Origin of the sequence: Exiguobacterium chiriqhucha RW-2, from assembly GCF_000416965.1 — a bacterium.
GTDB lineage: Bacteria > Bacillota > Bacilli > Exiguobacteriales > Exiguobacteriaceae > Exiguobacterium > Exiguobacterium chiriqhucha.
In genome coordinates this window covers 535,505-561,094 of sequence record NZ_ATCL01000020.1, presented here as the reverse complement: position 1 = coordinate 561,094, position 25,590 = coordinate 535,505, and the positions used below count along the sequence as shown (strand labels likewise).

The following is a 25,590-nucleotide window of genomic DNA, read 5'->3' as shown; positions in this document are numbered from 1 at the left end:
CCTTTTTAATCAGGCAATTTTTCGAGCCACTGCTCGATTTTTTCAGTGATGACATCATGATGGTCCTGTTCGGCCAAGTCGTCGTATAGCGTACCGAGCTCGAGTGCCGTCCGTTTCGACAACGCTAACACATGACTGTACTTGCCACGCTGCTCTTTGACGGCCGAGAGCGTCCCTCTCGTCTCCGTCGTACTCGATTCGTCTAAAATGAACATCTCCATATGATCGTTACAGGCGTAACGGTCGTAAGGACGATAGATGACCTCGTATCGTCGATGCTGTTTCGGCAACTGTTCGGCGAGCATGGTGTACTTCTCCGGGCTCATCGTCACGTAAGCGAGCCGTTTTTCTTCCCGGACCGCCGTCGAATAACGGATGATTCGATTGCGACCGTCACGCTTCGCCTTGTAGAGCGCCTCGTCGGCGTAAGCGCACCACTCCCCGAGTGTCATCCCGGTCTGACAGACGCGCGTATAGCCGATGGACACCGTCACGTGATGCTCGTATGTAAACGTCATCTCTTCGATTCGGCTGCGGACCCGTTCGAGCACCGCATCGACGACGTGGCGCTCGGACACGTTCAAGATGATGAGGAACTCTTCCCCGCCGTAACGAATCAACTCGTCACTCGAGCGAATCGCCAAACGAACCTCCTCGGCGACGCGATGCAGCACCTCGTCCCCATACGCATGACCAAACGTATCGTTCAACTGCTTGAAATGGTCGATGTCGAGCAGCGCGAGAGTGAAGCTTTCACCGGACCGCTCTAGACGGGACATGAAGCGACTGAACGTCGCTTTCAAGTATTTACGGTTGAAGGCGCCTGTCAATTCGTCGACGAGCAGCGCGTTCGAGACGAGCCGTGCCTTCTCGATATGATGTCCGAGCCGCACGAGCCGCTCTTCCATCGGGACCCATTCTTCCCAATAGTCATCAAACCCATACGAGTAGGCGGCGAGTCGATAATGTTCATTCGTTCCAATCACGATAAGCGGGACGTACAGCTTCTTCATCTTGCTGACGAACGATTGGATTGCCCGCTCCGGGAAGCGTGCCCACAATTCGACGTCCATGATGATCGCCTTCGGCACATCTTCATAATCGTATTCGACGGCTTCTTCTAACGTCTGTAAAAAGACAGGACGCGCCCCGAGCTTTTCCACCCGCGGCTTATAACGACTGAACGTCGCAAAGTTGTTCGACAAAATCAAGACGAGGTCCTCGTCTTCTTGCTCGATGCCGAGGATCGTATGGATGTATCGTTTCACCGGGGCAATCAATGCCATCGCTTCTGCTTGCGTCAGGACGGCCGGCAACTCACGCACGTCAGATTCGACACGACTGAAGATTTCAAGCAAGTGCATGAACCGTCGCTGTTTCACTTCTTGTTTCATCCAATCCAATAAAAACTCGATGTCTGTTGTTTGAATCTGTCTCGCGCTCGTGATTTGCGCCAAAATCTTATGTATACGATCTGTGAGTTGCTGCTTCATTCCCGACCCCCCAGTTTCGTTCTCCCGATATTCGCTTCTGACTATGATTATGCGACTTCATCCACGAAAATACAACTATTTACTTATTTTTTCCCTATTGTTTTACAGAAAGTTAGTGCTTACGACCTAATAGACAATAATTAAAGAGCGGTCATGGACCGCCCTTCCCTTATTTACCAACTTTTAGGTTAGGAGATGTCATCTCTTCCGGACGAATCCATTGATCGAACTGCTCTTCCGTCAATAGTCCAGTCTCGAGCGCCGCTTCCTTCAACGACGTCCCATTTTTATGGGCGAGTTTCGCGATTTTGGCTGCGTTCTCGTAACCGATATGCGGGTTGAGTGCCGTCACGAGCATGAGCGACCGTTCCACGTTGTGTGCGATGACGTCCAAATCCGGTTCGATGCCGACGGCGCAATGCACGTCGAACGAATGTAGACTGTCCGTCAACAGGCGGCACGTCTGGAGGAAGTTGTACATGATGACAGGCTTGAACACGTTCAACTCAAAGTTTCCTTGGCTCGCCCCGAATCCGATTGTCGCATCATTACCGAGCACTTGAGCCGCGACCATCGTCAACGCCTCGCTCTGCGTCGGGTTGACTTTACCTGGCATGATCGAGCTACCCGGTTCGTTTTCCGGAATCAAAATCTCGCCGATACCGGCACGCGGACCAGAAGCGAGCCAACGGACGTCGTTGGCGATCTTCATCGCGTCCATGGCGAGTGCTTTCAAGGCACCATGTGTGAATACGAGCTGATCGTGGCTCGTGAGCGCATGGAACTTGTTGACGGCCGTGATGAACTGTTTGCCGGTCTCTTGCGAGATTTTCTCGGCCACGACTTCGCCGAACTGTGGATGGGCGTTGATGCCCGTCCCGACTGCCGTCCCGCCGAGGGCGAGCTCTGTCAACGGTTCGAGCGTACGCTCAATCATCTGTTTCGACAGCTCGAGCATACGGACCCAACCGCTAATCTCTTGACCGAGCGTGACCGGCGTCGCGTCTTGCAAGTGCGTCCGACCGATCTTGACGATGTCCATGAATGACTCGGCTTTCTTCGCGAGCGTCGCGTGGAGCGCCTCGATTGACGGCAACACATGATCCTCGACTGCTAGGATGGCCGCAATGTGCATCGCCGTCGGATACGTGTCGTTCGAGCTTTGCGACTTGTTGACGTCGTCATTCGGATGGATCGTAAGCGTCTGACCACGCTCCTTCAACTTATCGTTAGCCAAGTGGGCGATGACTTCGTTGACGTTCATGTTCGACTGTGTCCCTGAACCCGTCTGCCAGACGACGAGTGGAAACTCGGCGTCATGTTGCCCAGCGACGATCTCATCTGCGACTTCGGCGATGACGTCGGCTTTCGCTTGCTCCAACACACCGAGCTCGGCGTTGGCGAGTGCGGCACCTTTTTTCAAAATCGCGAAGGCATGCACGACCTCAAGCGGCATTTTTTCCGTCCCGATTTTAAAGTTCTCTAGACTGCGCTGTGTTTGGGCTCCCCATTTGGCTGAAGCCGGAACGTTGATTTCCCCCATCGTGTCCCGTTCGATCCGATATTCCATGAAAATTCCCCCTCTTTTTTTGACTACGCTTTCATTTTAGCGAAACTTTTGCAAAAAAGAAATCATTCCCCTGCAATTGACAAAAAGTCGGGCCTACGCCCGACTTTTAGCCCGTCATCAATGCCCGTTTCGCCACGTCGTGAGCCCGGTTCTCTGCTCGCGGAATCCATTTGATGAACTTATTCGGCAATTCGTCATACAGCGTTAGCGTCTTGACGAACAACGGACGCATCGATTGGTCTTTGAGGAAGCGCTGTTCAAGCGCCCGTACGACCGTCTCGGCGTCTGAATAGAACATGAACGTCGATTCGCCCGTCAGTTCGTGTGCTTGTTCGAGGGCGAACGCGAGCGCGGCGAGCTCCGCCTGAACGCTCGTCAACCCGACGCGTTTGGCGATGTACGTGGACACCGTGCCGTCGGTCGTCTTGACCCAGACGCCAAGACCGTTCTCACCCGCCTCCTGGTTCGTCGCCGCATCAAAATAAATGTGAACCAAAGCGATACGCCTCCCAATCGGTCTCAATCGGTGCATGAATATCGATGAGCGAGAGACGTTTCGACAAGAGCGCCACTTCTTCTTGCCCGTCGAGTTTCTTCGCAAACTTCTGATGCGCCTCTTGAAGCGCTTCTTGTCTTACGATGTCGTATAGCGTTTCGACCGTGTCATATGACTGGACAAGAATAGTCGCTGTCTTCGGTCCGATGCCGCGGACACCGGGAATATTATCTGAGGCGTCGCCTTGGAGCGCCTTCACATCAACGAACTGCTCTGGTCGGACGCCGTACGTCGCAACGAACACTTCCCGATTCATAATCATCTCTTCCCCTTTTTTCGGAACGATTTGAAACACGTTCGGGGAAAGCAACTGATGCAAATCGCGGTCTGACGAATACATATACGATTCGCCCGGGAACGCGGTCGCGACGGCCCCAATCAAGTCATCGGCCTCGTACCCGGCGAGCTCAGACTGAAAAATCCCGCGCTCGGTCAACGCTGCCCGCAACTTGACGTAATCGTGGAACAACGGTTCCGGTAAGCCGGTGCGAGTCGCTTTATAGTCCGGAAAGAGGGCGTAACGATGCGTCGTTTCGCGTGGTCCGTCCCAAAAGAAGGCGATATGCGTGAAGTCGTTCGTCCACCCGTCAACTTTTCGAAGTAACCCCTTCAACGTCACATCGGGGTCGAGAGCCCGACGACGCTCTGTGGCAAAATAATAACGTGACAGGAGGTTAAACCCGTCGACCAACATCAATTTCATCATGAATTCACCTCACAAGCTTGTAATCCGCGCGTGAGCGCGTCCCGGTCGAGATTCTTTCCAATCCAGACGAAGACGGAACGCGAGTCGTCGCTCGGTTCGTTCGCGAACGTCGCCCCCATCAGTTGATTCGTCGCTTGGACGACGAATTTTGATGTTTCTCCGTCTAAACGGACAATCGCCTTCAAGCGATAGACATCATCTTCATAGTGCATGAGCACTTCTCGGACGTATTGCGTGACACGTTCCCGTTTGAGCGGCACGTCCGTCGTGAGCGTGATGGCCCGAAGTGATGAGACCGACGAGTGCCCGGCCGTCAGTTGACCGAGGAGCCGTTCGTCGACTCGTGAGAGCTGGAACGTATTCTCCGTCAAGTCATAGTCGCCGACCGTCTGAACCGTCTCGATGACTCGAACGGTCGGATTCAGCGCATTAATCCGCTCATGCGCCTGTTCGAGCGCATCCTCATCGACGAGGTCGACTTTATTCAATAAAATTACGTCCGCATAGGCGATTTGATGAATTCCTTCAATAAATAGCTCACGGTCAAGTTGACTGGCATCGACGACCGTCAAAATCGCCGTCAACTTGAAACGCGTGCGTAAGTAGTCGTCATAATAAATCGTCTGAATGATCGGTGCCGGGTCGGCCACACCGGTCGTCTCGATGACGATGCGGTCGAACGTATCCTTTGATGCGAGTTGATAGAACGTCTTGCTTAAATCGCTTTGAATCGAGCAACAGATGCAACCGTTCGACAACTCGATCTGCTCTTGGTCCATCTTGACGATCAACTGTTCGTCGATATTCACCGACCCGAGCTCGTTGACGATGACGAGCAACCGCTCGTCCGTCGCTTCTAGCAAGCGATTCATATAGGTCGTTTTTCCGGCGCCTAAAAAACCGGTCACCAATTGCACGGGAATCATGTACTGCACCTCACCTTATAAATTTTCGTGAACTCGCGCCCATTTCTCATAGCGCGCATCCAGCAAGTCAATCAAATGAAGCATCCACGCTTCTGTCGTGACCGGTAACACGCTCGAGCCCCACTCGCGCTTGCCATGGTGGGATAAAATCATATGCCAAATCCGGTGATGGGCGTCGAGAGGCAACGTGACGCTTGCGGCCTGTTGACTCTTCTCGAACAACAGTCCGCCGTATGGCATATGTCCGATCAAGCTTCCCATCGGATTGATCGAGATGCCGGTCGTCTCACTCGTGCCGTTGACCGAGAACAGTTGCTCGAACCGCTTCGGGGACGACAGCAAGTGACTGTACTCGAACAACTTGCCGATATCATGGAATAAAATCCCGAGCGCGAGTTCGTCCCAACGGAGCGGCTCCTTCAATTCCGCGATGGCCTCACAGGCCGCATAGAGCGACTCGAACGTGCCCCGGAACGCCTGTTCAACTTTTACACCGTTCATCGTATTCCATACGTCTACTTTGTGCAACTGCTCGGCTTCTTTGATGACCCGGAACGCCATCGCCAAATGGTCGTCCTGTTCTTGGATGCGATAACCGAGTCGAAGCATACAAACCGTGTGCTTCAAGAGGCCGCCGACATAGTTATGATGATGATACAGTGCAGCCGGCGCCAGGACGAAATCGTCCCAATAGCGGTCGAGCAGTGACATCGCAATCGCTTGATAGTCAGGCGAGAGCGTCGACAGAATCGCGAACAGCTCGTCGGCGTATTGTTCCATCGTCTCGTCTTCAGGAAGACCTGGCAACAATGAGACGGCCTCGTCCCGGGCAATCGGTTTGGCCCGGTCGATTGTGATCGACTTGGCGCCGTCCGGTTTCGGATAGACGTCGATTTTCCCTTCAAGCTCGATCACACCAGACTCGTAAATCGGTAACAACTGCTCTTCGTTGCCACGCAACCATTGCTTGGCACGGATGAGTCCGCTCGATGTCGTCAAATTCAATTGCAGCCATTTGGCACCCGATTTGCCTTCTCTCAATTCGACTGTACTGACGAGCGCTTTCGTCTGGACCGGTGTCCCGTCCGTAAGGTCAGTCAATCGCGTCGACGCTTTTTCGACGGTCGGAAGTTGGAAACGCGTCCGGTCGAAACCGCCTCCCGTTATCGGATCAATCTGTTGGTAATAATTCATGAACAATCCCCTCCTTCTTCTCTTTGCCCATTGTATCGCGTTTTCCACTTCGAGGCGAACATACTTTCGTTATAGGTCATGAAGTTCTCTAAATTATATTGAAAGCGCTTACGAGAATTGATACGATAAAGGCAGCTAGATAAAGGGGGAACTCATATGATTTCATTGGTAGATACGTATGAACGGTTGATCGCAACAGGGGAAGCGACACGTTACGCCACTACACACTCAACTATCGCCAGTATTTTACAGGCATCGACTTGCCCGGTCTCACATAACGAACTCGTCGCGGCGGTCTCAGGACATGCCGGCAATCCATATACGCCGGACCAGCTCGTCGACTCGGTCATCGAACATGAGATGAAAGGCGCGATGGCCGTCCTCGTCGTCGCCGGCTATCCGATTCAAACACCGCTCGCTAAAGCCGTCGTCTTATCGGCGTTCGCCCGGACGAACCGGATGAATATCGAGAAGCTGAAAGAACTCGGCCATGCCGACCTACTCGTGCGCATCCAGTCGGCCGAACGGTCATGGAAACGAACCTATACACACTTGTATCGCTCGGCACCGAGTCAGCTCTGTGACCAACTCGACTCACTCCTTGGCGGTTGTGCCGTCCATCGTGTACTCGAAGCGATCGATTTCGACCCGAACGTAAAAACGGCATAAAAAAAGAGCGGTCCCCGGGCCGCTTCTTTTTTATGCCGTTCATTAGCCTTCTGTCACTTCGACCGCTTCCGGTTCGAACAACGTGACGTTCCGTGCTGGTGAGAACGTTGAAATCGCATGCTTATAAATCAACTGTTGGCGCCCTTCCGATTCGACGATGACCGTGAAGTTGTCAAACGATTTGATGACTCCCCGAATTTGAAACCCGCTGACTAAAAACACGGTCGTCGGCACCATTTCTTTACGTAATTGATTCAAAAAATGGTCTTGAATGTTATAGCTAGCCTTCATGTTGCATTCCCCCTAGTCTATGTCTCTTTGAAATAATCGGAATTTTCGAAAAAACTCCTCAACTTCATCATAAATATTTTGATACGATAGTTCAAATGATTTTCGTCCCATATCGACCCAAATCCCATTAAATTGATGACGGAACCATGTCAATTGACGTTTTGCGAACTTGCGCGTGTGCTGTTTGAGCGTCTCGCTCATATGCTCTCGGGTCATCAATCCATCAAGATACGGAACGACTTCCTTGTAACCGATGGCGCGCATCGCTTGCGTGTCCCGGTAACCAGCCGCGAGCAAGCGCTCGACTTCCTCGATGAGGCCCGCTTCGAGCATCAAGTCGACACGATGGTTGATGCGCGAGTAGAGCACGTCCCGGTCCGCATGCAAGATGAACAGTTTATAGGCGTAATGTTCCGACGGGAGGCTGTCCATCGCCTGGGCGTCGCCTTGGAGCGCGACTTCAAGGGCCCGGATGACGCGGCGGACGTTATTCGGATGAATGCTCTCGGCCCGTTTTGGATCGAGCGATTGCAGACGCGCATGCAGCGCCTCAGGTCCATCCGTCTCAGCTTCTAACTCGAGCGCTTCTCGCAATTCGTGATTGACCGGTCGTTCTGTGAACTCATAGTCATAGAGAATCGCACGGATGTAGAGTCCCGTCCCGCCGACCAGAATCGGCAATTTTCCGCGCGCATAAATATCATCGATCGCCGCCCGGGCCAACTTTTGGAAAGTGGCGACGCTCATCGCCTCGTCCGGGTCGCATATATCAATCAAATGATGCGGAACCCCTTCCGCCTCCTCGACCGTCACTTTTGCCGAACCGATATCCATCCCGCGGTACACTTGGACCGAGTCGCCCGATACGATCTCACCGTTAAACGCTTTGGCGAGCTCAATCCCTGTCTTCGTCTTCCCGACAGCCGTCGGTCCGACGAGGACGATGACTGGTGTCTTTTCCATCCTTGTCACTCCTCAAACGAAAGACCGTCCCTTAAAGGAAACGGCCCGTTAAATTCTTCTTTTAATTGTATCATCAAACACGACCGCAAACAGCATCCATCCGCATAATAATAGTCCCATCAGTAAAATTAAGCCGTCACTCATCCGAGGTCGCCTCCTTTACGTATCTCATTCCCACTTTTCACATTTTAGACACAAATAAATGCGCAAAAAAACGACGCTCCCAAAGGAGCATCGTTCATTGTGTCACTTCTACTAAACGGCGCTGGCGCCACATCGTCAATCCAAAATAAAGGATCGCGGTGCCGCTCGCGGCCCACCACATAACGCCATAGAGCGGCGTCATCAAATTTGCGAGACCGAACAGTGCCGGAATAATCAAGGTCAACCAGGCGAGCACGAATGCGACCCGGGCCGTCAATCCGTCAATCTGCCGCCCTAGGCCCATCCCCATGAAGAACAGTCCCCACAAGAGCGACCAGAACAACCACGTGACTGCTCCCATCACATCGCCCGTCGTGAATGCGATCACCGCATAGAAGACGGCCGAAATCGATACGAAGAGCGAGAACCATCCGACGCCCCGACCGTCCAAATCGAACAGGAACGTCACACCTACGTACAAATACGTGAACGCGAACAAGTAGATGCTCGCATATCCAAACATCTCCGCCGAACTCGCCCCGATGACGAGCCACGTCGCGATGAACGTCTGCAACAGGCCTGTGAACAGACTAAACACACCCGCACTCTTAACGTCCACTTTTCCAAACAAAACGAGGCTGTTGATGAACAGTGCCACGCCTCCAAATAATAAACTTATATTCCCCACACTCATTGCTCCTTCATACAGATGTCTGACGTCTAATTTTATCTACGTCCACTGTAACTTGAATTCGCTTTCAGTGCAAGTGGAGAAATGGACGTTCACGGACTCGACAAACGTCACTCGTTTTCGAGCGTTTGAATCGCTTCATCGATTCGTTCCTGTTCGTCTTCCGAGAATGTCGGAAACTGGGGATCGATGTCCTCTAGAACGTCTATCATAATCATCGAGACGATATAACGGGCGTACCAGTCATCATCTGCCGGGAGCACAAACCAAGGTGCATGTTTTGACGCCGTGTTCGATAACATATCCTCAAAGATATCTTGGTAATCGTCCCAATGCTTTCGTTCTTCGACATCATTGAACGAGAACTCCCAATTCTTGCTTGGGTCTTTCAGTCGTTCGAGCAAACGATCGCGCTGGACTTCTTTTGAGACGTTAAAGAAAAATTTGATGACCTTAAACCCGTTCTCATCTAAATATTGTTCAAAGTCATTGATTTGGCGATAGCGGACTTTCCATACCGATTCTTTATCCTCCTCATCCGGAATGACCTCTTCTCCGAGCAAATCATGGACGCGCGGGGCGATCACTTCCTCATAATGGGAGCGGTTCAAAATACCGACTTGGCCTCGCTCCGGCATGAGGTCATGCATCCGCCATAGATAGTCATGTTTCTTTTCCGTATCCGATGGTTTTTGGAACGCGTTCGTCTTCAACCCTTGCGCGTTCAGATTGGAAAAGATATAACTGATTGCCTCATCTTTACCGCCCGCATCGAGCGCCTGTAAGACGACGACGACACCTTTTTTGGCTTCGGCATATAGTTTCCAATGCAACTCTTTCAATCTTTCGACGCTCTCCGGAATCAGCTCGTTTTGCAACGTCTCGTCCGATGGGCGGTCCTTGATCGTGGTTGGGTAATCGTCCAGACGAATCCCGTTTTTATGGTCAATGCGAAATGATTGAATGTCCATATATCCTCCTTGATTGCGACAAATTTTACGTACAATCCGTATTTACCCTATTCTTTCAAAAAATAGCGACAAAAAAATCCTTTCCGCCGAAGCGAAAAGGATTGAATCACGTTTAGTTGATGCCGACCGCATCGAACGATTTCGCCGCTGCAACTGCTTGCGTGCTCGTCGCACCGTGCAAGTCTTTGGCCGATTGAACGACCGCTTGACGTAGGCTTGAGAAGTTCGAAGTCGGTGTCAAGTAGACGGTGAGGGCACGGTAGTAGATGTCCCCCATCTCCATGACGCCGATACCTTGGACCGATACGCCGTAGTGTGAACCGCCGCTCGCCAAGAGGTAAGCTGCTTTGTTGACGATTCCCGAGTTGATGTGGACGCCGCCGTTATCTTGTGTCCCTGTGTAACGGACCGAGTAGTGATCTGGATCACCGTTGGCAGCTGGATTGGACATTGACCGAAGACCGTCACCGGCGATGCCAGGCGTATAGATGTCTTCCCCGACCAACCAGTCGAAGTTCGAGCCGACGCTATACTCCGCGACCGTACCGAAGATATCGGATACCGCCTCGTTGATGGCGCCCGATTCGTTCTGATAGATCAAACCGGCCGTGTATTCTGTGACCGCGTGTGATAATTCGTGAGCGACGACGTCAAGTGCGCCAGAGAGGTACGTGAACGTTTGCCCGTCACCGTCACCGTACACCATCTTGCTGCCATCCCAGAACGCGTTGTTGTAACTGCGGCTATAGTGGACCGTTGAGTTGAGGGCCGCGCCGTTGTTATCGTAACTGTTGCGTCCATAAGTATTCTTGAAGAAGTCATATGTCTTCGTCGCGTTGACATGGGCGCTGACCGCTGCCCGGTCATACGTCGTGTTCAAGACGTTATCGACATCGGCCCAAAGTGATCCTGGAAGCGTCGTCCGGTTTTTCGCGTCATACGTATAGATGCCTTTGCCGCGTGTCGAGTCTTGTAGATAGTAATATGAACCGCTCTTCGTCGTCTTGAACGTTTGGCTCTGGCCAAGGACGTCGATTCCCGTGCCCGTATACGTCGTACCCGTGACACCGTTCGTCGGTTTGGCGTGTGCCAATTGGTTGTACTTGTTCAATACTTTCCCGCTTGCCGCATCGATGAAGTACGTCCAACGTGACGGCTCATCCGCATCAAGAATCGTCCCGGTCACTTCATACGCATAGACCGCCTCTTCCCCGTTCGGATAGACGACGAGTTCCGCTGCCGGCTCAAGCTCGTATGCGCCTTTGTGGCCGACAAGCTCTTTATAACGAGCGACCGCTTTTTGTTCGTTCAGTTTGATCGATTTATGTAATCCTTTGAGTTGTTTCGTGTCATCGACGACCGTTTTCAATTGGCCATCGTTATCGACGACACCGACGACGATTCCACCGAAGACCGGCACTCCGTCAACCGTCTGTTGTAATTTGACCACTTGTCCGACTTTGTCACGCTTCGATTCGAGCGTTTTGAATTCGCCTTTCGCTTTCGCATACTCTTTGACGATTGTCGTCGGAGCCTCGTTCGATGGTTTCGTCAACGTGCCCGACTTGAGCTCCGCCGCGCCGACAAGTTGCGGCACGAGCAAGACGCCTGCGATGAGTGATGTAGATAAAACTTTTTTCATGTGTGTTTCCCTCCTTATGTGGTGTCTCCTACTTTACATAGTTTCCCACATTTAATGTATCCAACTTTTTAATTATTTTGACAATTCAAATTATTAAGACATTTGGACTAACCCATCATTTTCTCTAGTCGTATCAGCCGTAACAAAAAAAGCGTCACCGTTGAAGGTGACGCCAGTCATCAATAGACATCTTTTTGTGTGAAATGGTAGAACGCATACGCGAGAGCCGCTAGCGACCAGACGAATATGACGATGAGCGAGAACGGTAATGTCATCCCCTCGATCGGTGGGGCTTGCCCCTCGAGATAGGTATGAAGACCGAAGTTGACGTTCACCAAATATTTCGAGCTGTCCCAATTCGACCCGAGCGACGTGAGGAGCGGTCCTGAAATCAGGACGGCCATCATGATCCCAATCCCAGTCGCCGTATTTTTGACGATGACTGAGATCATGAGTGCGATTGTCCCGACGGCCGCGACGACGAACCAGGATAGGCCGACTGACATGAGCAAATATTGCCACATCGGCAGCGTATGGACGAAGTCGGTCGAGAACGTCCCGGTCGCCGAGGCTTGGAACCCAGTCAAAATCGGCGCGGTCCATCCGTCCCAACCGAGCACGATGCCAGAGATGACATAACTGACGAGTGCCGTGATGAAGATAAGAATCGACGTATACAGCAGCGTCGTCATCCATTTGGCAAGCAAAATCTTAAAGCGCCGGACCGGACGGGACAACAGCGTCTTGATTGTGCCATCATTATGCTCACCGCTGACGATATCGGCCATCAGGACGATGATGAAGAGTGGGAGCACGAGCGTCGTCCCTTGCGAGAAGAAGACACGCATGAACGTCGGCGCCCCAGGATAGTTCGGGTTAATATCATTATCTAAGTAATATTGATTCTGTTGGACCTGGAATTCCAAAATTTGACGGAACTCATCCTGAACGTTCGCCGAGGCGAGCCTGTTTTGCGTATCAACGATCTCTTGCTGTAAATCGACACGCCAGTCGATCGTTCCTTGTTCTTCCCGTTGTTTCTCGATTTGCCGGTAGTTGGCATACGTGAACATCGAGACGAGCACGATGAGAATGGTCGACACGACGAGAAGCCGACGTTTCTTATGAATCTTTAAGACTTCGTTCCGAATAAGGCCAAGGATTGACGGATTAGACAATATGGTCACCCCCGGTCAATGAGATAAACAATTCTTCTAGCGTCTGGACGCGTCGTTCGAGACCGAACACGTCGACGCCACGATCGAGCAAGTAGCGATTCAAGCGAGCCGTATCTTCCAGATTCATCGAGACCCGAATCGTCCGTTCATCGACAACGTCGGCGTGATCAATCGATTCGAATCCGCGGATGATCGGCAAGACTTCAAAACTGTCGGCCACGTGGACATCGACCGTCGACGCCAACTCATGAATCAGCTCCTCGACCGTTCCGACTTTCACGATTTTCCCGCGCGACATGATGGCGACGCGGTCCGCGAGCAGTTCAATCTCGGCCAAGATGTGGCTCGAGACGAGGACGCTCAATCCTGTCTCTTCAACGAGACGGCGGATGAAGAGTCGAAGGTCACGAATCCCCATCGGGTCGAGCCCGTTCGTCGGCTCATCGAGAATCAAGACACGGGGATTGTTCAACATGGCCTGAGCGATGCCGAGCCGTTGCCGCATCCCGAGCGAGTAGGTCTTCACTTTATCATCGATTCGTGCCGTCAAATCGACGAGATCGATCACTTCTTGAATCCGGGCCTCATCGACACCGGGCAACATCCGCGCGAAGGCGTTCAAGTTCTCACGCCCGCTCATGAACTTGTACAGTTCCGGATTCTCAACGATGGCGCCGATTTGATTCATCGCCTGAACGAATTGACGTTCGACGCTGAACCCACAAATCGAGACGGTCCCGTTCGTCGGCTTAATCAATCCGACAATCATCCGAATCGTCGTCGTTTTACCTGCCCCGTTCGGTCCTAAGAAGCCGAACACTTCACCGGGGAACACATCGAACGAGATGTCATCGATGATTGTTTTTTTACCGATTACTTTTGTCAAATGGTCTATCTTCAATGTTGGTTGCATCATCTCACCTCTCCTACATTCTATCGGACTCGATCGCATCTGTCCTATTCGAACATTCACATAGGGCAGGTTCACACTTATTTGATATGATAGTTCTATAGAAAGTGAGGTCATCACATGAAAAATGGGAAATGGTATACGTTTTTAATCGGTTCTGTCTTCTTGACGGGCATCGCCCTATACGGTTTATGGATCGGTTACCAAGATATCGTCAATCCGCCGGAACGGACACTCTCGGTCAGCGAAGATACGAGACCCGAACCGGTCGGTGATGTTTACGTCGCACTCGGAGATTCATTGACACGCGGGGTCGGCTCTACATCAGGTGCGGGCTACGTCCAACCGGTCGGTGAAGCGCTCGAAGAGAATGATATCCGTACGCAGAATCTGGCCGTCTCCGGCGCCCGGACGGAAGACTTATTGGCGCAGCTCGAACAACCTGAAGTAAGACGCACGATTGAGAACGCCCGCTATATCACGCTCACGATCGGCGGCAACGACTTGTTCAACCGCGGCGAGAACGTCGACAATTTCGAATCGGTCGATATCGAGCAAGTCGTGACCGATGCGAAGACGAACTTGAATGATATCTTCGAACAAGTTCGCGGATTGAACGATACGGCGCAAATCGTCTATATCGCGCTCTATAACCCGTTCCAAGAGAACGAGAACGGTGAGGCGTTCAATCAATTGATTCTCGACTGGAACGCCTCCGCGGCCACGTTCGGCAACGCGCAACGCATCGATGTGATCGATCCGTTCGCTTACGTCTCGGACGTCGGCCGTGACCTTGCGACCGACCAGTTCCATCCGAGCGACCGGACATATGAGAAGTTAGCCGAGGACGTATTGTTCATCCTCGAATAAGCAACATGGCCTGATCGTCGCGATCAGGCCATTTTTCATCGTTCATATTTGACGAGCCAGCTCTCCCCGTCGCGTGTCATCATCGTCCCGAACCAGCCTGCCTTCAATAAGGCGACTTGTTGCTCCGTCTCGCCCATATCGAGCCACGTCGTGTCACCAGTCGGGCGCCAGTCGTTGTGCAGTTCCTTCATAAAAATGTAGCGCAGCTTTCCGCCATATTTCGGTTTGAGGGCACCGATGCGAAGGCCGAGGGCGAACTTGTCCTTCAGGCTCGGGATATTGAAAGGCGCCACGGTCGCACAGACGAGGTCGAACCGACTGCCATGTTCAAGCTCTTTCATGAGGAGCCTACCGAGATGTTGTTGCAGACCGTAGCCGCGGTAGTCAGGATGGACGTTCGTCACTTCTTGATACAAGATGCGGTCGAGCGCATCAGACGGATAACCGATGTCGTATCCTAGATGCTCTTCGTCGAGCGGCGGGATCAGGAGCGCGCGGAATGCGATCAACGTGCCCTCGTGGTACGCCCCAATCAATGTGCGGTCGGTCAACAGCTTTACGAACTCCTCAGTCGTGAGGGACTGGTACTGGCTTCCTTCCGTCAATGTGGCCATGACGGCCTGTTGCACCGCCTCGACTTGTGCGAGCTCTGTCATCGTCAAATAGTTGACCTCGATGTCGAGGCCGTTACACTCACTGCGCCACATGGTCGACCCCTCCGATGACATACGTCGCCGTCGTCAGCCGTGACAAGACGGCCTCATCGACGTCGACACCGAGACCTGGCTCATCGGACAGGCGGATGAACGGCAAGTCGTACATCAAGTTGCCGATGTCTTCGGCGAAACGAAGGGGACCTGTCAACTCGACCGATTGGACGATTTTGCTCGAGAAGGCGACATGAAAGCCTGCACTCGAGGCGACCGACGACTCGACCATCGACCCGATTTGACACTCGATGCCCGACATTTCGGCCATATGCACGAGTTTTTTCGCCGGGTAGATGCCGCCACACTTCATCAGTTTGATGTTCACTTTGTGGGCGGCCTGCATCATCGTCAACCGACGCATCTCCGTCATGCCGCGCACGCCTTCATCAATCATGAGTGGCACCGAGATTTTCCCTTTCACTTCGACCATTCCTTCAAAGTCGTCAGCCTTGACCGGCTGTTCGACCCAATCGATGTGGAATGGCTCAAGCTGCTGCATCGCTTGGAGTGTCTTAGCGGCATTCACCCAGCCCTGATTGACGTCGACCCGAATCGGCACGTTTGGACCGACGGCACGCCGGACCGCCTCGACACGGCGTACGTCCGAGGCGACGTCGACGCCAACTTTCATCTTGACGGCCGTGTACCCTTGTTCGATCTGTTCGCGAGCCTCGGCCGCCATCGCCTCCGGCTCGCCGATACTGAGGACGTGCGTGACCGGAAAGGCGTCGTGATAACGGCCACCGAGCAGATCATACACCGGAAGCCCGAGCTTTTTCCCGACGACGTCATGACAGGCGATATCGAGCGCCGCCTTCGCCGCCGGCACGTCACGGATGGCCCGGTCCATCACGTCGTGAATCCGTTCCATCTGCATCGGGTTTTCGCCGATTAAAAGCGGTCCGAGCACATGTCGAATCACACTGATTGTACTATCGAGCGATTCGCCCGTGACGTGTTCATCGGCGACGGCCTCTCCATAGCCGACGTGACCACATTCGGTCGTCAATTTTACAATCACTGACGGCATGTCGTCATAACGATGGTAACTGACGATGAACGGCACTTTTAACGGTAAACGAATCGCAAACAGTTCGATTTTCTCTATTCTCATATCCATTCTCCTTTACTTCTTACGTGTCATTAGCTATATTGTCGTTAAATAGTCGTTAAATTGCAAGGAGGAGTTTTGATGTCCATCCATATCGCCATCGTCGGATCACACGAATTCGTGGAGACGATTCGTTCGCTCGGTTCACCAGAGGACGTCCGGTTCGCCTATCATCCGTATGAGCATCCGCACGAAGCGGCGACCATCGCTCAAACGCTCGGCTCGTTCGACGGCGTCTTTTTTTCCGGCTCGTTCCCGTTCGCCTATGCGACCCCTTATCTTACCAACGTGGCGGCACATCACGTCGTCCAAGACGAGACTGTCCTCTTGACGACGCTTCTCTATGCGACGCTCACCCACTCGGTGTCGCTCAATCAAGTATCAATCGATTTGGTCGAACCGAGACGACTGACGTCGATTCTCGACTCGTTCCCGAACGAACGGGTCGCCCCCACCGTCATGCGCATCAGTCCTGATCTCGCATTCGAGGACGTCATCGCCTTTCATACCAGTCACCAAGGCAAACAAACGAATCTGGCCATCACGAGCATCGAGCGGGTGCATCATGAGCTCGTTCGTGCCGGATTGAACAGTCAACTGATGATTGAGCCGACAGTGACCGTCAGGCACCATCTCGATCAGTTGATTCAACAAGTTCGGCAACAGTTGGCCGATGCCGCCCAGTTCGCCATCATCCGCTACGACACGATCGATACGACGTTGCGTGACCACCTCGCCTCGGTCCGCTATCTGGGTGGACATCTTGAGTCCGCGGAGGACCATCACATCACGGTATTGACGACCAAAGGTGAGGTGATGAACGCGTTCGAAGAAGATACGCTCGCACCGAACGGGACGTACCGCATTGGAATCGGGTATGGAACGGACTATCAACAGGCGGACGAGCATGCTCAAATCGCCTTGTCTGCCGCAAGTAAAGAGCGCATCCGCATCGTCGATGATTCCAAACGATTATCGTTCCCGACCCGTGACGCGCACATCCCGTATCGCGTGACGGAACAACTTGCCTTCGACTTCATCAAACAAGCCGGAGTCAGCCCCGTCAATATCGGGAAGATTTTACAATTCGCCAAACGCAAGCACGAGTTCACGGCAAAAGAGTTGACCGACTACCTCGACGTGACCCGACGAACGACGGAACGGCTCATCAAAAAACTTCATGGCGCCGGCATCGTCGATGTGATCGGCGAAGAGATGAGTTATAGCCAAGGCCGGCCCCGCGCCGTCTATAAATTCAATTTCCCGACCTCATGAGGCCGGGAAATTTTTCATTGCGCCGCTTGTTGGTCGATCGATGGTTCTGCCCTTAACACAGCAATCCGTTCAATCGTGAAACCTGTGAACGCATAGATGATTGAAATGACCGGAACGACAAAGTTTAGAATGGCGTATGGCGCGTACTCGAACGCCCCGACGCCTAGCGTCCCGAGAATGAACACGCCACACGTATTCCATGGGATGAAGACCGACGTGAGCGTGCCGCCGTCTTCAAGCGCCCGCGACAAGTTCTTCGAATGAAGCCCCATCTTTTCATAGGCACTGGCGAACATGCGCGACGGCACGACAATCGAAATGTATTGTTCGGAACATGATGCATTCGTCGCGAACGCGGCAAGAATCGTTGAAGCGACCATCGATCCGGCCGTTTTCGCCAGCTTGACGATTTGGTTCATGATGGACTGGAGCATACCCGAGTACTCTAGTATCCCTCCGAATGTCATCGCGACGATCGTCATCGAGACGGTATACATCATCGCGTCGAGTCCACCTCGGCTGAACAAGTTATCGACCAACTCATTGCCGGTCTCGATCACATAACCGCTCTGGAGCGCCCCGACACTATCTGAGAGCGAGCCACCTTGCACGACGACTTGCGCCAAAAATCCAAGGGCGATGCCGACGACGAGAGCTGGTATGGCCGGCACTTTTTTCGCGACGAGCGCGATGACCGCGAGTGGAATCATGAGCAACCACGGTGAGATGACAAAGCTCTCTTTTAAAATGGCGAGCGTCTGCACGATCTCTGACGAATCCGTCGTCGTCTCACTGAAGCGGCGACCGAGCCACCAATACGCGCTTAGGGCGATGATCAAGCCCGGAATCGTCGTATACAGCATGTGACGGATATGGACGAATAGGTCCGTATGCGTCAAACCGGCCGCCAAATTCGTCGTATCCGACAGCGGCGACATCTTGTCCCCAAAATAAGCGCCAGAAATGACGGCTCCGGCGACCATCGGTGCTGGTATCCCCATACTTAGCCCGATGCCCATCCCGGCGACGCCGATCGTCCCCATCGTCGACCATGAACTGCCGATGGAGAGCGCGACGACCGCACAGATGATACAAATCGTCACGAGGAAATAGGCCGGTGAGATAATCGTCAACCCATAATAAATCATCGTCGCGACGACGCCTCCCCCAATCCACGCCCCAATCGTCAAGCCGACCAAGATGATGATGACGACCGCCGGCAAAGCGAGTCGAATCCCTTTGTACATCATCTCTTCAATCTCTTTCCACTTATAGCCGTGTCGCCAGGCGACGAGTGCCGCCACCGCCGTCCCGATGATGAGCGGGATGTGTGGGCCTTGTTTTAATTGGACAATGGCTACGAGCATGACCCCGATCATGACAAGTAGCGGCAATACCGCCCAGCGAAGCTTCATGTCTACCTTGTTCCCCTGTTGTTCCATGTGTCTTCCTCCCCGATAGCGAAAGATTCTGAATTGTCGTTATATTGTCGCTAATAAGATGATGATAACGCTTACATTCGAGGAAGGCAATAAAAAAATGAACGGAAGCGAATTCGCCTCGTTCATTTTGTCGTTCATGTCGCGTGGACGGCCCGTCGCAACGTATCGGCTAGTAGCGCGGCCGCTTCAGGAAGGACGTCGCGATCGAACGTCATCTGTGGATGATGGAGCCCTGGTGTCAAGTTGGCGCCGATGCCAATCATCGTCGCATCGAGTCCTGGCTGTTCGACCGTGTAGAAATGAAAATCGTCGCTACCTGACGTGATGATTCGGTCGACGAGTGCATCGGCCCCGAACCGCTGACTAATCGCTTCGGCCGCATGACGGCTCGAACGTTCGCCAATCAAGGCGCCTGGGGTGAAATCTTGCCATTCCCAGTCGATCGTCACTCCATGCAGGACTGCAATCTGGTGCAACATCGTCTCGACCCGGTCGCGCAGCTCGAGCAGTTCCTTGTTCTGTTGGGCCCGGACGTCAATCGAGAATGTCGCATTGCCCGGAATGATGTTCAAATTCTCACTCCCAGCTTGGACACCCGTCAGTTTGACCGAATGCGGCTCAAACGGCGACAAATAGATGCTCTTGAGCATCTGTTGAATCGTGAAGATGACGTCTAACGCGTTCTGACCTTGATGCGGCCGCGCGCCATGAGCATCGTCCCCGTTGATCCTGCCTTTCAAGAAGAATGCGGCCCCGTGTTGAATCGCAGCCGCATATTGACCGCGTTGCAGTTCCTCGAGCGGACGCAAATGAATGCCGTACAGCTGACTGACGTCTTTTAACGCCCCGTGTCGAATCATCGCGAGCGACCCGTTCCCTTGTTCTTCGGCCGGTTGGAAAATAAACCGGACCCGTTTCGGCAAGTGTTCGTGTCGCAACTCATCAAGTGCACCGAGCACCATGCTGATATTGGCATCGTGGCCACATGAATGGTTGGCTTGGAACGTCCCGTCAACTTGTTGCCATAACGCGTCGATGTCGGCTCGGACAGCGATGACATCGTGTCCCTCACCAATCTCGGCGATGGTGCCGGTGACGTCGGCAAACGTTTCGTGACGGACTTGCCATGACGTCAAGATGTCGGCAATCGTCTTCGTCGTCTCGAATTCTTTCCAGCTCACTTCGGGATGGGCATGAAAATGCTCAAACCAGTTCAATACGTTCGTCATGATCGATCCCCCATATGTACTTATATTTTTTTGACCCCTTTAATCAATACCCATTGCAACGGCAATCGGGCCCACGTCACCCATTTCGGGAGCGGCATTTTGCCCAGTTTCGACGGTTTGAGCGCCATATTGATATTGGCCGGGAAGACGGCGATCAAAAATGCGGGTAAGGTGCTCTTCACAAATCGCGTCCCTTTGTTCGTGAGCAACAGCGCGCCATAGACGACTTCGATGACACCGCTCGCTTGGACCATGAACCGTTTGAACGGCCATGATTTCGGGATAATCGACATGAATGCCCGTTCTTGGACGAAGTGCATGATGCCGGCCCCTAAAAATAAAACCCCATACAGTGTGCGAATCAATGGAATCCCCTCCTTTTTTCTAAGCATAACAAAAAAGATGGGCTATGTGCCCATCTTTACAATGCATCCCCATTCGCATTTTGAATCTCGACATCGACCGTATCGGTCTTGCCGTCACGAACGTATTCGATTGTGACCGTTCCGTCCGTATCCCGGATCAGTTCACTCCGAAGGTCGATGAACGACGAGACGGCTTGATCGTTAATTTTCACGATGACGTCGCGTGCTTCGAGTCCGGCCCGTGCGGCCGAGCTATTCGCCTGCACTTCGACGATAATCGTACCGGCCGTCACCGACTCCGGCAGATTGATTTGCTCGGTCAAGTACCCGGGTGGGAACTCGGACACGTCACGGAGCGACACGCCGAGCGATGGATGGTTCACTTCGCCCGTCTGCTCGATTTGATTGATGAGCGGCAAAGCGATATCGACTGGAATCGAGAAGCCGACCCCTTCCACCGAATCGGTCGCAATTTTCATCGAGTTGATTCCGATCAATTGGCCCGATTCGTTAATCAAGGCACCACCGGAGTTACCCGGGTTGATGGCAGCATCCGTCTGGATGACCTCGGCATTGAAATCGGCTTGTCCGTTCTCATCCGTATCGACCGGAACGAGACGGGACGTCGACGAGACGACGCCGCGCGTGACCGAGTTCTCAAACTGGCCGAGCGGATTGCCGATGGCGATGACAGTCTGTCCAGGCTTCAGTTCACTCGACTTCCCGATCGTGATGACGGATGAGACTTTGTCCGCATCGACTTCGAGCACCGCCAAGTCGTATGTGGCGTCACTACCCATCAACTTGGCGTCCGCTGTCGATCCGTCATTGAATGTCACGGTCAAACGGTCAGCACCGTTGACGACGTGATGGTTCGTGACGATGTAAGCCGAGTCACCGTCTTTCTTATAGATGACACCCGAGCCGACACCAGCTTCGACCGATTCATTCGATAATCCGTTCGAAGCAAAATTGTTTACCGTCACGACGGCAGGTTGTGCGGTCGCGACCGCATCGGTGACCGAGCTGTCCGCCGTCGTCGATGTCGTCTGGACCGGTGACCCTTCCGACGTCACGTTCGTATCAGACACGTTCGTTGGGACTTGATCGATGAACGGGAAGGCGATGGCCCCAGTCAAGACAGCACCGATTACCCCACCGACAAACCCAGGGAACATCCGACCGACGAATGAAGGTCGGGCCGGTTGTGTTGCGCGCGACGGCTCTTGTCGTTGTTCGGACGAGCCAAGCTCGGTGTCGAGCCAATCCTCGCGGCGATTTGGTTCATTTGATTCTGTTGGACGATCGTTGCGTTCCATGTGTAATCATCTCCTATATGATGTTTCCTCTTTTGTTCTACCCTTAGTATAAGAGGCATAGTCATCGTTGTGCGGAAATGAGACATCGATTACAAGATTCTTCACAATTTGCGTCAATTGGGTCAGACGATAACGTTTTTTAACGTCCCGAGTCCCGTGATGCTCACTTCGATTGTGTCCCCAGATTGGAGATAGACGGGCGGTTTCATCCCATGGCCGACCCCAGCCGGCGTACCGGTGGCGATGATATCACCAGCTTCTAGCGTCATCCCTTTCGACAACGTCCGAATCAACTCTTCAATTGGACGAATCATGTCCGCTGTCGACCCGTTTTGGCGTGTCTCACCGTTCACGACCGTTTGAATCGCAAGTGGAAACGAGAGCTCATCCGGTGTGACGATATAAGGTCCGAGCGGACAAAACGTGTCGAACGATTTACCGCGGAAAAATTGGACGTGCTGTTTTTGAACGTCCCGGGCCGTGATATCGTTCAAAATCGTATAGCCGAAAATATGGGCGTCGACGTCGTCGATGTCCCGGCCTGATTTCCCAATAATGACGGCGAGCTCGCCTTCGTAATCGAGTTGGTCGGTCAGTTCAGGATGACGTTCGACGACAGCCCCTGGTCCAACGACCGAAGTCGGAGCTTTCGTGAAGATGACGAGTTTGCCGGCTCCCGCCGTATCCATCTCTTTCACATGCTCTTCATAGTTCTTGCCGATACAGATCACGTTTTTGAGTGGTCGGTATGGCGCGACGAGCGTGACGTCGGTCAATGGGATCCGAGGTGCGACGTCCAAATCGATATCCGGTTCAAACTCTCGCGCGATGACCTCTAACAATGAAGTCGTATGTAATTGGTCACTGACGTCATAGACAAACTCCCCTGCCACGACACCGACCCTTTGTTCTCCTTCAACTTGAAAACTACACCATTTCATCAAAATTCCCCCTTTTTTGCTAGTATACAAAAAATCGGGACGCGACGGTCCCGATTACGCTTTGTTCAAGAAAATAATTCGCTGATTGCTCGACCCCCGAAATCGGAGCGACCGGTCCATGAGCGGCTGTTCGAAACGACCGTCGACAAGGACATCGGCACGATCGAGCACACTTGTGACGTACTCATCGTCCATACCTTGTAACTGTTCGAACGTATAGCCTGTATACACCCACACGTTTTTCTGAAGCGCCTTGCACCCGTCGACGAGCCGGGCCAGTGCTTCCGGTTGCAGGAACGGCTCTCCGCCCGAAACGGTGACACCGTCCCACCCGGATTGTTCGATTCGGGTGAGCAGGTCCTCGACTGGTACGTCTTCCCCACCTCGCGGGTTCCATGATTCCGGATTGTGACATCCAAGACAGCGATGAGGGCATCCCGCCGTAAAGATGACCGTGCGAATGCCTGGACCGTCGACAACCGATTCGTCAAGTACGGATAGGACGCGCATGATGCTTCACCCTCGCTCTTTCTTCTTCTCGTTTCGCCGAATTCCATCGGTCCATCGTGCCGACCAGATAGCCGGTGATGCGACGAATCCGTTCAATCTGCTCTTCCTCGCCACACGTCGGGCACGCGGCATCGATCGTTCCCTCGAGGCCGCAGTTACCGCACCGGTCGACGGGATGATTAATCGATCCGTAGCCGACGTTTTCGGTTCGCATGAGCCGGACGATCGCTTCGACCGCTTCCGGGTTATGGGCGAGCGACCCGTCGACTTCGACATAAGTGATATGACCCGCGTCACAGAGCGCATGGTACGGTGCCTCCAACCGAATCTTGTCACGAATCGACACTGACTGGTACACCGGCACATGAAACGAGTTCGTATAAAAGGCGCGGTCGGTAACACCCTCAATCATCCCGAACGCCTGCTGATCCTTCAATACGAACTTCCCAGACAATCCTTCGGCCGGCGTGGCCAAGAGCGAAAAGTTTAAATCGTGCTGCTCTGCCGCCTGTCTCATCCGATCACGTAAATGAGTGACGATATCGAGTCCGAGACGTTCCGCTTCCCGTGAATCGGCATGCGTGCCGCCTGTGAGCACGCGTAGCGCTTCGGCGAGACCGATGAAACCGACGGACAACGTCCCTTGCTTCAGTACATCCCGTAGCTCTTCTTCCGCCTGAAGTCTCTCGCTGCCCCTCCAGACGTGTTGAGCGTAAAGGAAGCGGAATTCGTCGGCATGACGCTTCGCTTGATAGTCGTACCGTTCGAGCAATTGATCGATGGCGACGTCGACGTAGGCGTCGAGCGTCTCATAAAATGTATGGATGTCCGAAGCGACGAGCGCCATCTTGACCAAGTTCAAGGTCGAGAACGATAAATTGCCTCGTCCGATCGACGTCTCGGCGCCATGACGATTCCCCATCACTCGTGTCCGACACCCCATATAAGCGACTTCTGAGTCATGGCTCCCATCATAATATTGCAAGTTGAACGGGGCATCGACGAAGGAGAAGTTCGGGAATAGACGCTTGCCCGTCACGCGACAGGCGAGTCGGAACAAGTCAATGTTCGGGTCGGTTTCATGAAAATTGACACCCTCTTTTACTTTAAAGATTTGAATCGGGAAAATCGGCGTCTCCCCGTTGCCGAGCCCTCGCTCGGTCGCACGCAACAACTCGCGGATGAAAATCCGGCCCCAACGGCTCGTGTCAGTCCCATAGTTGATGGAGACGAATGGCACTTGGCCGCCTCCTCGCGAATGCATCGAATTGGCGTTATGGATGAACGCTTCACACGCTTGATACGTCGCTGTGATTGTCTCGGTCTCAGCGACTTCGAGAAGTTGCTCGGTCGACCATTCGACCGGAAGCTTCTTGAGACGCTCCAGTTGACGTTCATACGTCTTTTCGACGTATGGCGCTAAATCGACATCGAACATCGGGAACGCTTGACCCCCGTGTTGCATATTCTGATTCGCTTGAAGAATAATCGAAGCGAGTGACATCGCCGAACGGATATCCTGGGGCGGTCGAATCGTCCCGTGTCCGGTATGGAATCCGTTCGTCAGCAACTCGCCGAGCGGGATTTGACAACACGTCGTCGATCCCGTCACGTAATAGTCGGCGTCATGGATGTACAAAAAGTTGTCTGCGACGGCCTGACGTGTCCGCTCTGACAACAAATACGTTGTCGACAGCTGTTTCGACACTTCCGAGGATAATCGTGCCAGTTTGCCAAGTGGTGATTTCCCGTCGACGTTGGCGTTCTCTTGTACGAGATCTTGATCTGGGAGAACACAGACATCTTCATAAAGCTGGAGCATGTTCACTCCGCATCACCTCACTATATATTGATATGAATCGAGTTCGTAACTCGATTCAATTCCATATATAGATTATGTCATGTTTGAGTATG

General features: G+C 53.0%; 25 protein-coding genes. 3 read left to right on the top strand and 22 right to left on the bottom strand.

Translation table 11 applies throughout. The features are described 5' to 3' along the window. Positions 1–5: 5 nt before the first annotated feature. From M467_RS26970 to M467_RS26945, 6 genes are all read right to left on the bottom strand, one after another. On the bottom strand, positions 6–1,493 hold the full coding sequence (locus tag M467_RS26970; protein ID WP_021067311.1) for a GGDEF domain-containing protein: 1,488 nt from the start codon (positions 1,491–1,493) through the stop codon (positions 6–8). Positions 1,494–1,662: 169 nt separating this feature from the next. Further along, positions 1,663–3,063 carry a class II fumarate hydratase gene (fumC, locus tag M467_RS26965; RefSeq protein WP_021067310.1) on the bottom strand — a complete coding sequence of 467 codons (1,401 nt, stop codon included), beginning with the start codon at positions 3,061–3,063 and terminating at the stop codon, positions 1,663–1,665. Between the two features lie 106 nt (positions 3,064–3,169). After that, on the bottom strand, positions 3,170–3,559 hold the full coding sequence (locus M467_RS26960) for a reverse transcriptase-like protein (protein WP_021067309.1): 390 nt from the start codon (positions 3,557–3,559) through the stop codon (positions 3,170–3,172). Continuing rightward, positions 3,540–4,325, bottom strand: a complete 786-nt coding sequence (locus M467_RS26955; RefSeq protein ID WP_035385674.1) for a 5'-3' exonuclease — start codon at positions 4,323–4,325, stop codon at positions 3,540–3,542. The genes M467_RS26960 and M467_RS26955 overlap by 20 nt, the downstream gene beginning before the upstream one ends. Continuing rightward, positions 4,322–5,251, bottom strand: a complete 930-nt coding sequence (locus tag M467_RS26950) for a CobW family GTP-binding protein (protein WP_021067307.1) — start codon at positions 5,249–5,251, stop codon at positions 4,322–4,324. The genes M467_RS26955 and M467_RS26950 overlap by 4 nt, the downstream gene beginning before the upstream one ends. A gap of 15 nt (positions 5,252–5,266) precedes the next feature. Then, positions 5,267–6,445 carry a hypothetical protein gene (locus tag M467_RS26945; RefSeq protein ID WP_021067306.1) on the bottom strand — a complete coding sequence of 393 codons (1,179 nt, stop codon included), beginning with the start codon at positions 6,443–6,445 and terminating at the stop codon, positions 5,267–5,269. A gap of 156 nt (positions 6,446–6,601) precedes the next feature. On the opposite strand from M467_RS26945, the gene M467_RS26940 reads away from it, so the two are divergent. Further along, positions 6,602–7,114 (top strand): hypothetical protein, encoded by a 513-nt coding sequence (locus tag M467_RS26940; RefSeq protein ID WP_021067305.1) that lies wholly within the window; start codon positions 6,602–6,604, stop codon positions 7,112–7,114. 42 nt (positions 7,115–7,156) lie between these two features. Here the strand turns inward: M467_RS26940 and hfq are convergent, their stop codons facing one another. The 7 genes from hfq to M467_RS26905 form a co-directional block, all read right to left on the bottom strand. Beyond that, positions 7,157–7,405 (bottom strand): RNA chaperone Hfq, encoded by a 249-nt coding sequence (gene hfq / locus M467_RS26935; protein WP_021067304.1) that lies wholly within the window; start codon positions 7,403–7,405, stop codon positions 7,157–7,159. Positions 7,406–7,417: 12 nt separating this feature from the next. Next, positions 7,418–8,368 carry a tRNA (adenosine(37)-N6)-dimethylallyltransferase MiaA gene (gene miaA, locus M467_RS26930; protein ID WP_021067303.1) on the bottom strand — a complete coding sequence of 317 codons (951 nt, stop codon included), beginning with the start codon at positions 8,366–8,368 and terminating at the stop codon, positions 7,418–7,420. A gap of 238 nt (positions 8,369–8,606) precedes the next feature. Next, positions 8,607–9,200 carry an AmiS/UreI family transporter gene (locus M467_RS26925; RefSeq protein WP_031200223.1) on the bottom strand — a complete coding sequence of 198 codons (594 nt, stop codon included), beginning with the start codon at positions 9,198–9,200 and terminating at the stop codon, positions 8,607–8,609. 113 nt (positions 9,201–9,313) lie between these two features. Then, a complete protein-coding gene (locus M467_RS26920; protein WP_021067300.1) occupies positions 9,314–10,174 on the bottom strand; it encodes a PPK2 family polyphosphate kinase in 861 nt (286 codons plus the stop codon). A gap of 112 nt (positions 10,175–10,286) precedes the next feature. After that, positions 10,287–11,816: a M4 family metallopeptidase gene (locus tag M467_RS26915; protein ID WP_021067299.1), complete on the bottom strand. Its 1,530-nt coding sequence runs from the start codon at positions 11,814–11,816 to the stop codon at positions 10,287–10,289. A 179-nt stretch (positions 11,817–11,995) separates the two neighbouring features. Next, positions 11,996–12,994 carry an ABC transporter permease gene (locus tag M467_RS26910; protein ID WP_021067298.1) on the bottom strand — a complete coding sequence of 333 codons (999 nt, stop codon included), beginning with the start codon at positions 12,992–12,994 and terminating at the stop codon, positions 11,996–11,998. After that, a complete protein-coding gene (locus M467_RS26905) occupies positions 12,987–13,907 on the bottom strand; it encodes an ABC transporter ATP-binding protein (RefSeq protein WP_031200222.1) in 921 nt (306 codons plus the stop codon). Before M467_RS26905 ends, M467_RS26910 begins: the two co-directional genes overlap by 8 nt. 117 nt (positions 13,908–14,024) lie before the next feature. Here M467_RS26905 and M467_RS26900 point away from each other — a divergent pair, with 117 nt between their 5' ends. After that, complete coding sequence (locus M467_RS26900) at positions 14,025–14,774, top strand: GDSL-type esterase/lipase family protein (protein WP_021067296.1); 750 nt, start codon at positions 14,025–14,027, stop codon at positions 14,772–14,774. Positions 14,775–14,809: 35 nt separating this feature from the next. Here the strand turns inward: M467_RS26900 and M467_RS26895 are convergent, their stop codons facing one another. Both M467_RS26895 and M467_RS26890 read right to left on the bottom strand, forming a co-directional pair. Then, positions 14,810–15,481, bottom strand: a complete 672-nt coding sequence (locus tag M467_RS26895; RefSeq protein WP_021067295.1) for a hypothetical protein — start codon at positions 15,479–15,481, stop codon at positions 14,810–14,812. Continuing rightward, complete coding sequence (locus M467_RS26890) at positions 15,468–16,598, bottom strand: mandelate racemase/muconate lactonizing enzyme family protein (RefSeq protein WP_021067294.1); 1,131 nt, start codon at positions 16,596–16,598, stop codon at positions 15,468–15,470. The genes M467_RS26895 and M467_RS26890 overlap by 14 nt, the downstream gene beginning before the upstream one ends. A gap of 78 nt (positions 16,599–16,676) precedes the next feature. On the opposite strand from M467_RS26890, the gene M467_RS31490 reads away from it, so the two are divergent. Then, on the top strand, positions 16,677–17,870 hold the full coding sequence (locus M467_RS31490; RefSeq protein WP_021067293.1) for an HTH domain-containing protein: 1,194 nt from the start codon (positions 16,677–16,679) through the stop codon (positions 17,868–17,870). 14 nt (positions 17,871–17,884) lie between these two features. Here the strand turns inward: M467_RS31490 and nhaC are convergent, their stop codons facing one another. From nhaC to M467_RS26850, 7 genes are all read right to left on the bottom strand, one after another. After that, positions 17,885–19,285, bottom strand: a complete 1,401-nt coding sequence (gene nhaC, locus M467_RS26880; RefSeq protein WP_031200219.1) for a Na+/H+ antiporter NhaC — start codon at positions 19,283–19,285, stop codon at positions 17,885–17,887. A gap of 161 nt (positions 19,286–19,446) precedes the next feature. After that, on the bottom strand, positions 19,447–20,541 hold the full coding sequence (locus M467_RS26875; protein WP_021067291.1) for an amidohydrolase: 1,095 nt from the start codon (positions 20,539–20,541) through the stop codon (positions 19,447–19,449). A 20-nt stretch (positions 20,542–20,561) separates the two neighbouring features. After that, positions 20,562–20,906: a DoxX family protein gene (locus M467_RS26870; protein ID WP_021067290.1), complete on the bottom strand. Its 345-nt coding sequence runs from the start codon at positions 20,904–20,906 to the stop codon at positions 20,562–20,564. A 56-nt stretch (positions 20,907–20,962) separates the two neighbouring features. Then, positions 20,963–22,225 carry a S1C family serine protease gene (locus M467_RS26865; protein WP_021067289.1) on the bottom strand — a complete coding sequence of 421 codons (1,263 nt, stop codon included), beginning with the start codon at positions 22,223–22,225 and terminating at the stop codon, positions 20,963–20,965. A 122-nt stretch (positions 22,226–22,347) separates the two neighbouring features. Then, a complete protein-coding gene (locus tag M467_RS26860; protein ID WP_021067288.1) occupies positions 22,348–23,166 on the bottom strand; it encodes a fumarylacetoacetate hydrolase family protein in 819 nt (272 codons plus the stop codon). A gap of 54 nt (positions 23,167–23,220) precedes the next feature. Beyond that, complete coding sequence (gene nrdG, locus M467_RS26855) at positions 23,221–23,676, bottom strand: anaerobic ribonucleoside-triphosphate reductase activating protein (RefSeq protein WP_021067287.1); 456 nt, start codon at positions 23,674–23,676, stop codon at positions 23,221–23,223. Continuing rightward, on the bottom strand, positions 23,654–25,498 hold the full coding sequence (locus M467_RS26850; RefSeq protein WP_031200216.1) for an anaerobic ribonucleoside triphosphate reductase: 1,845 nt from the start codon (positions 25,496–25,498) through the stop codon (positions 23,654–23,656). Before M467_RS26850 ends, nrdG begins: the two co-directional genes overlap by 23 nt. Between the last annotated feature and the right edge of the window lie 92 nt (positions 25,499–25,590).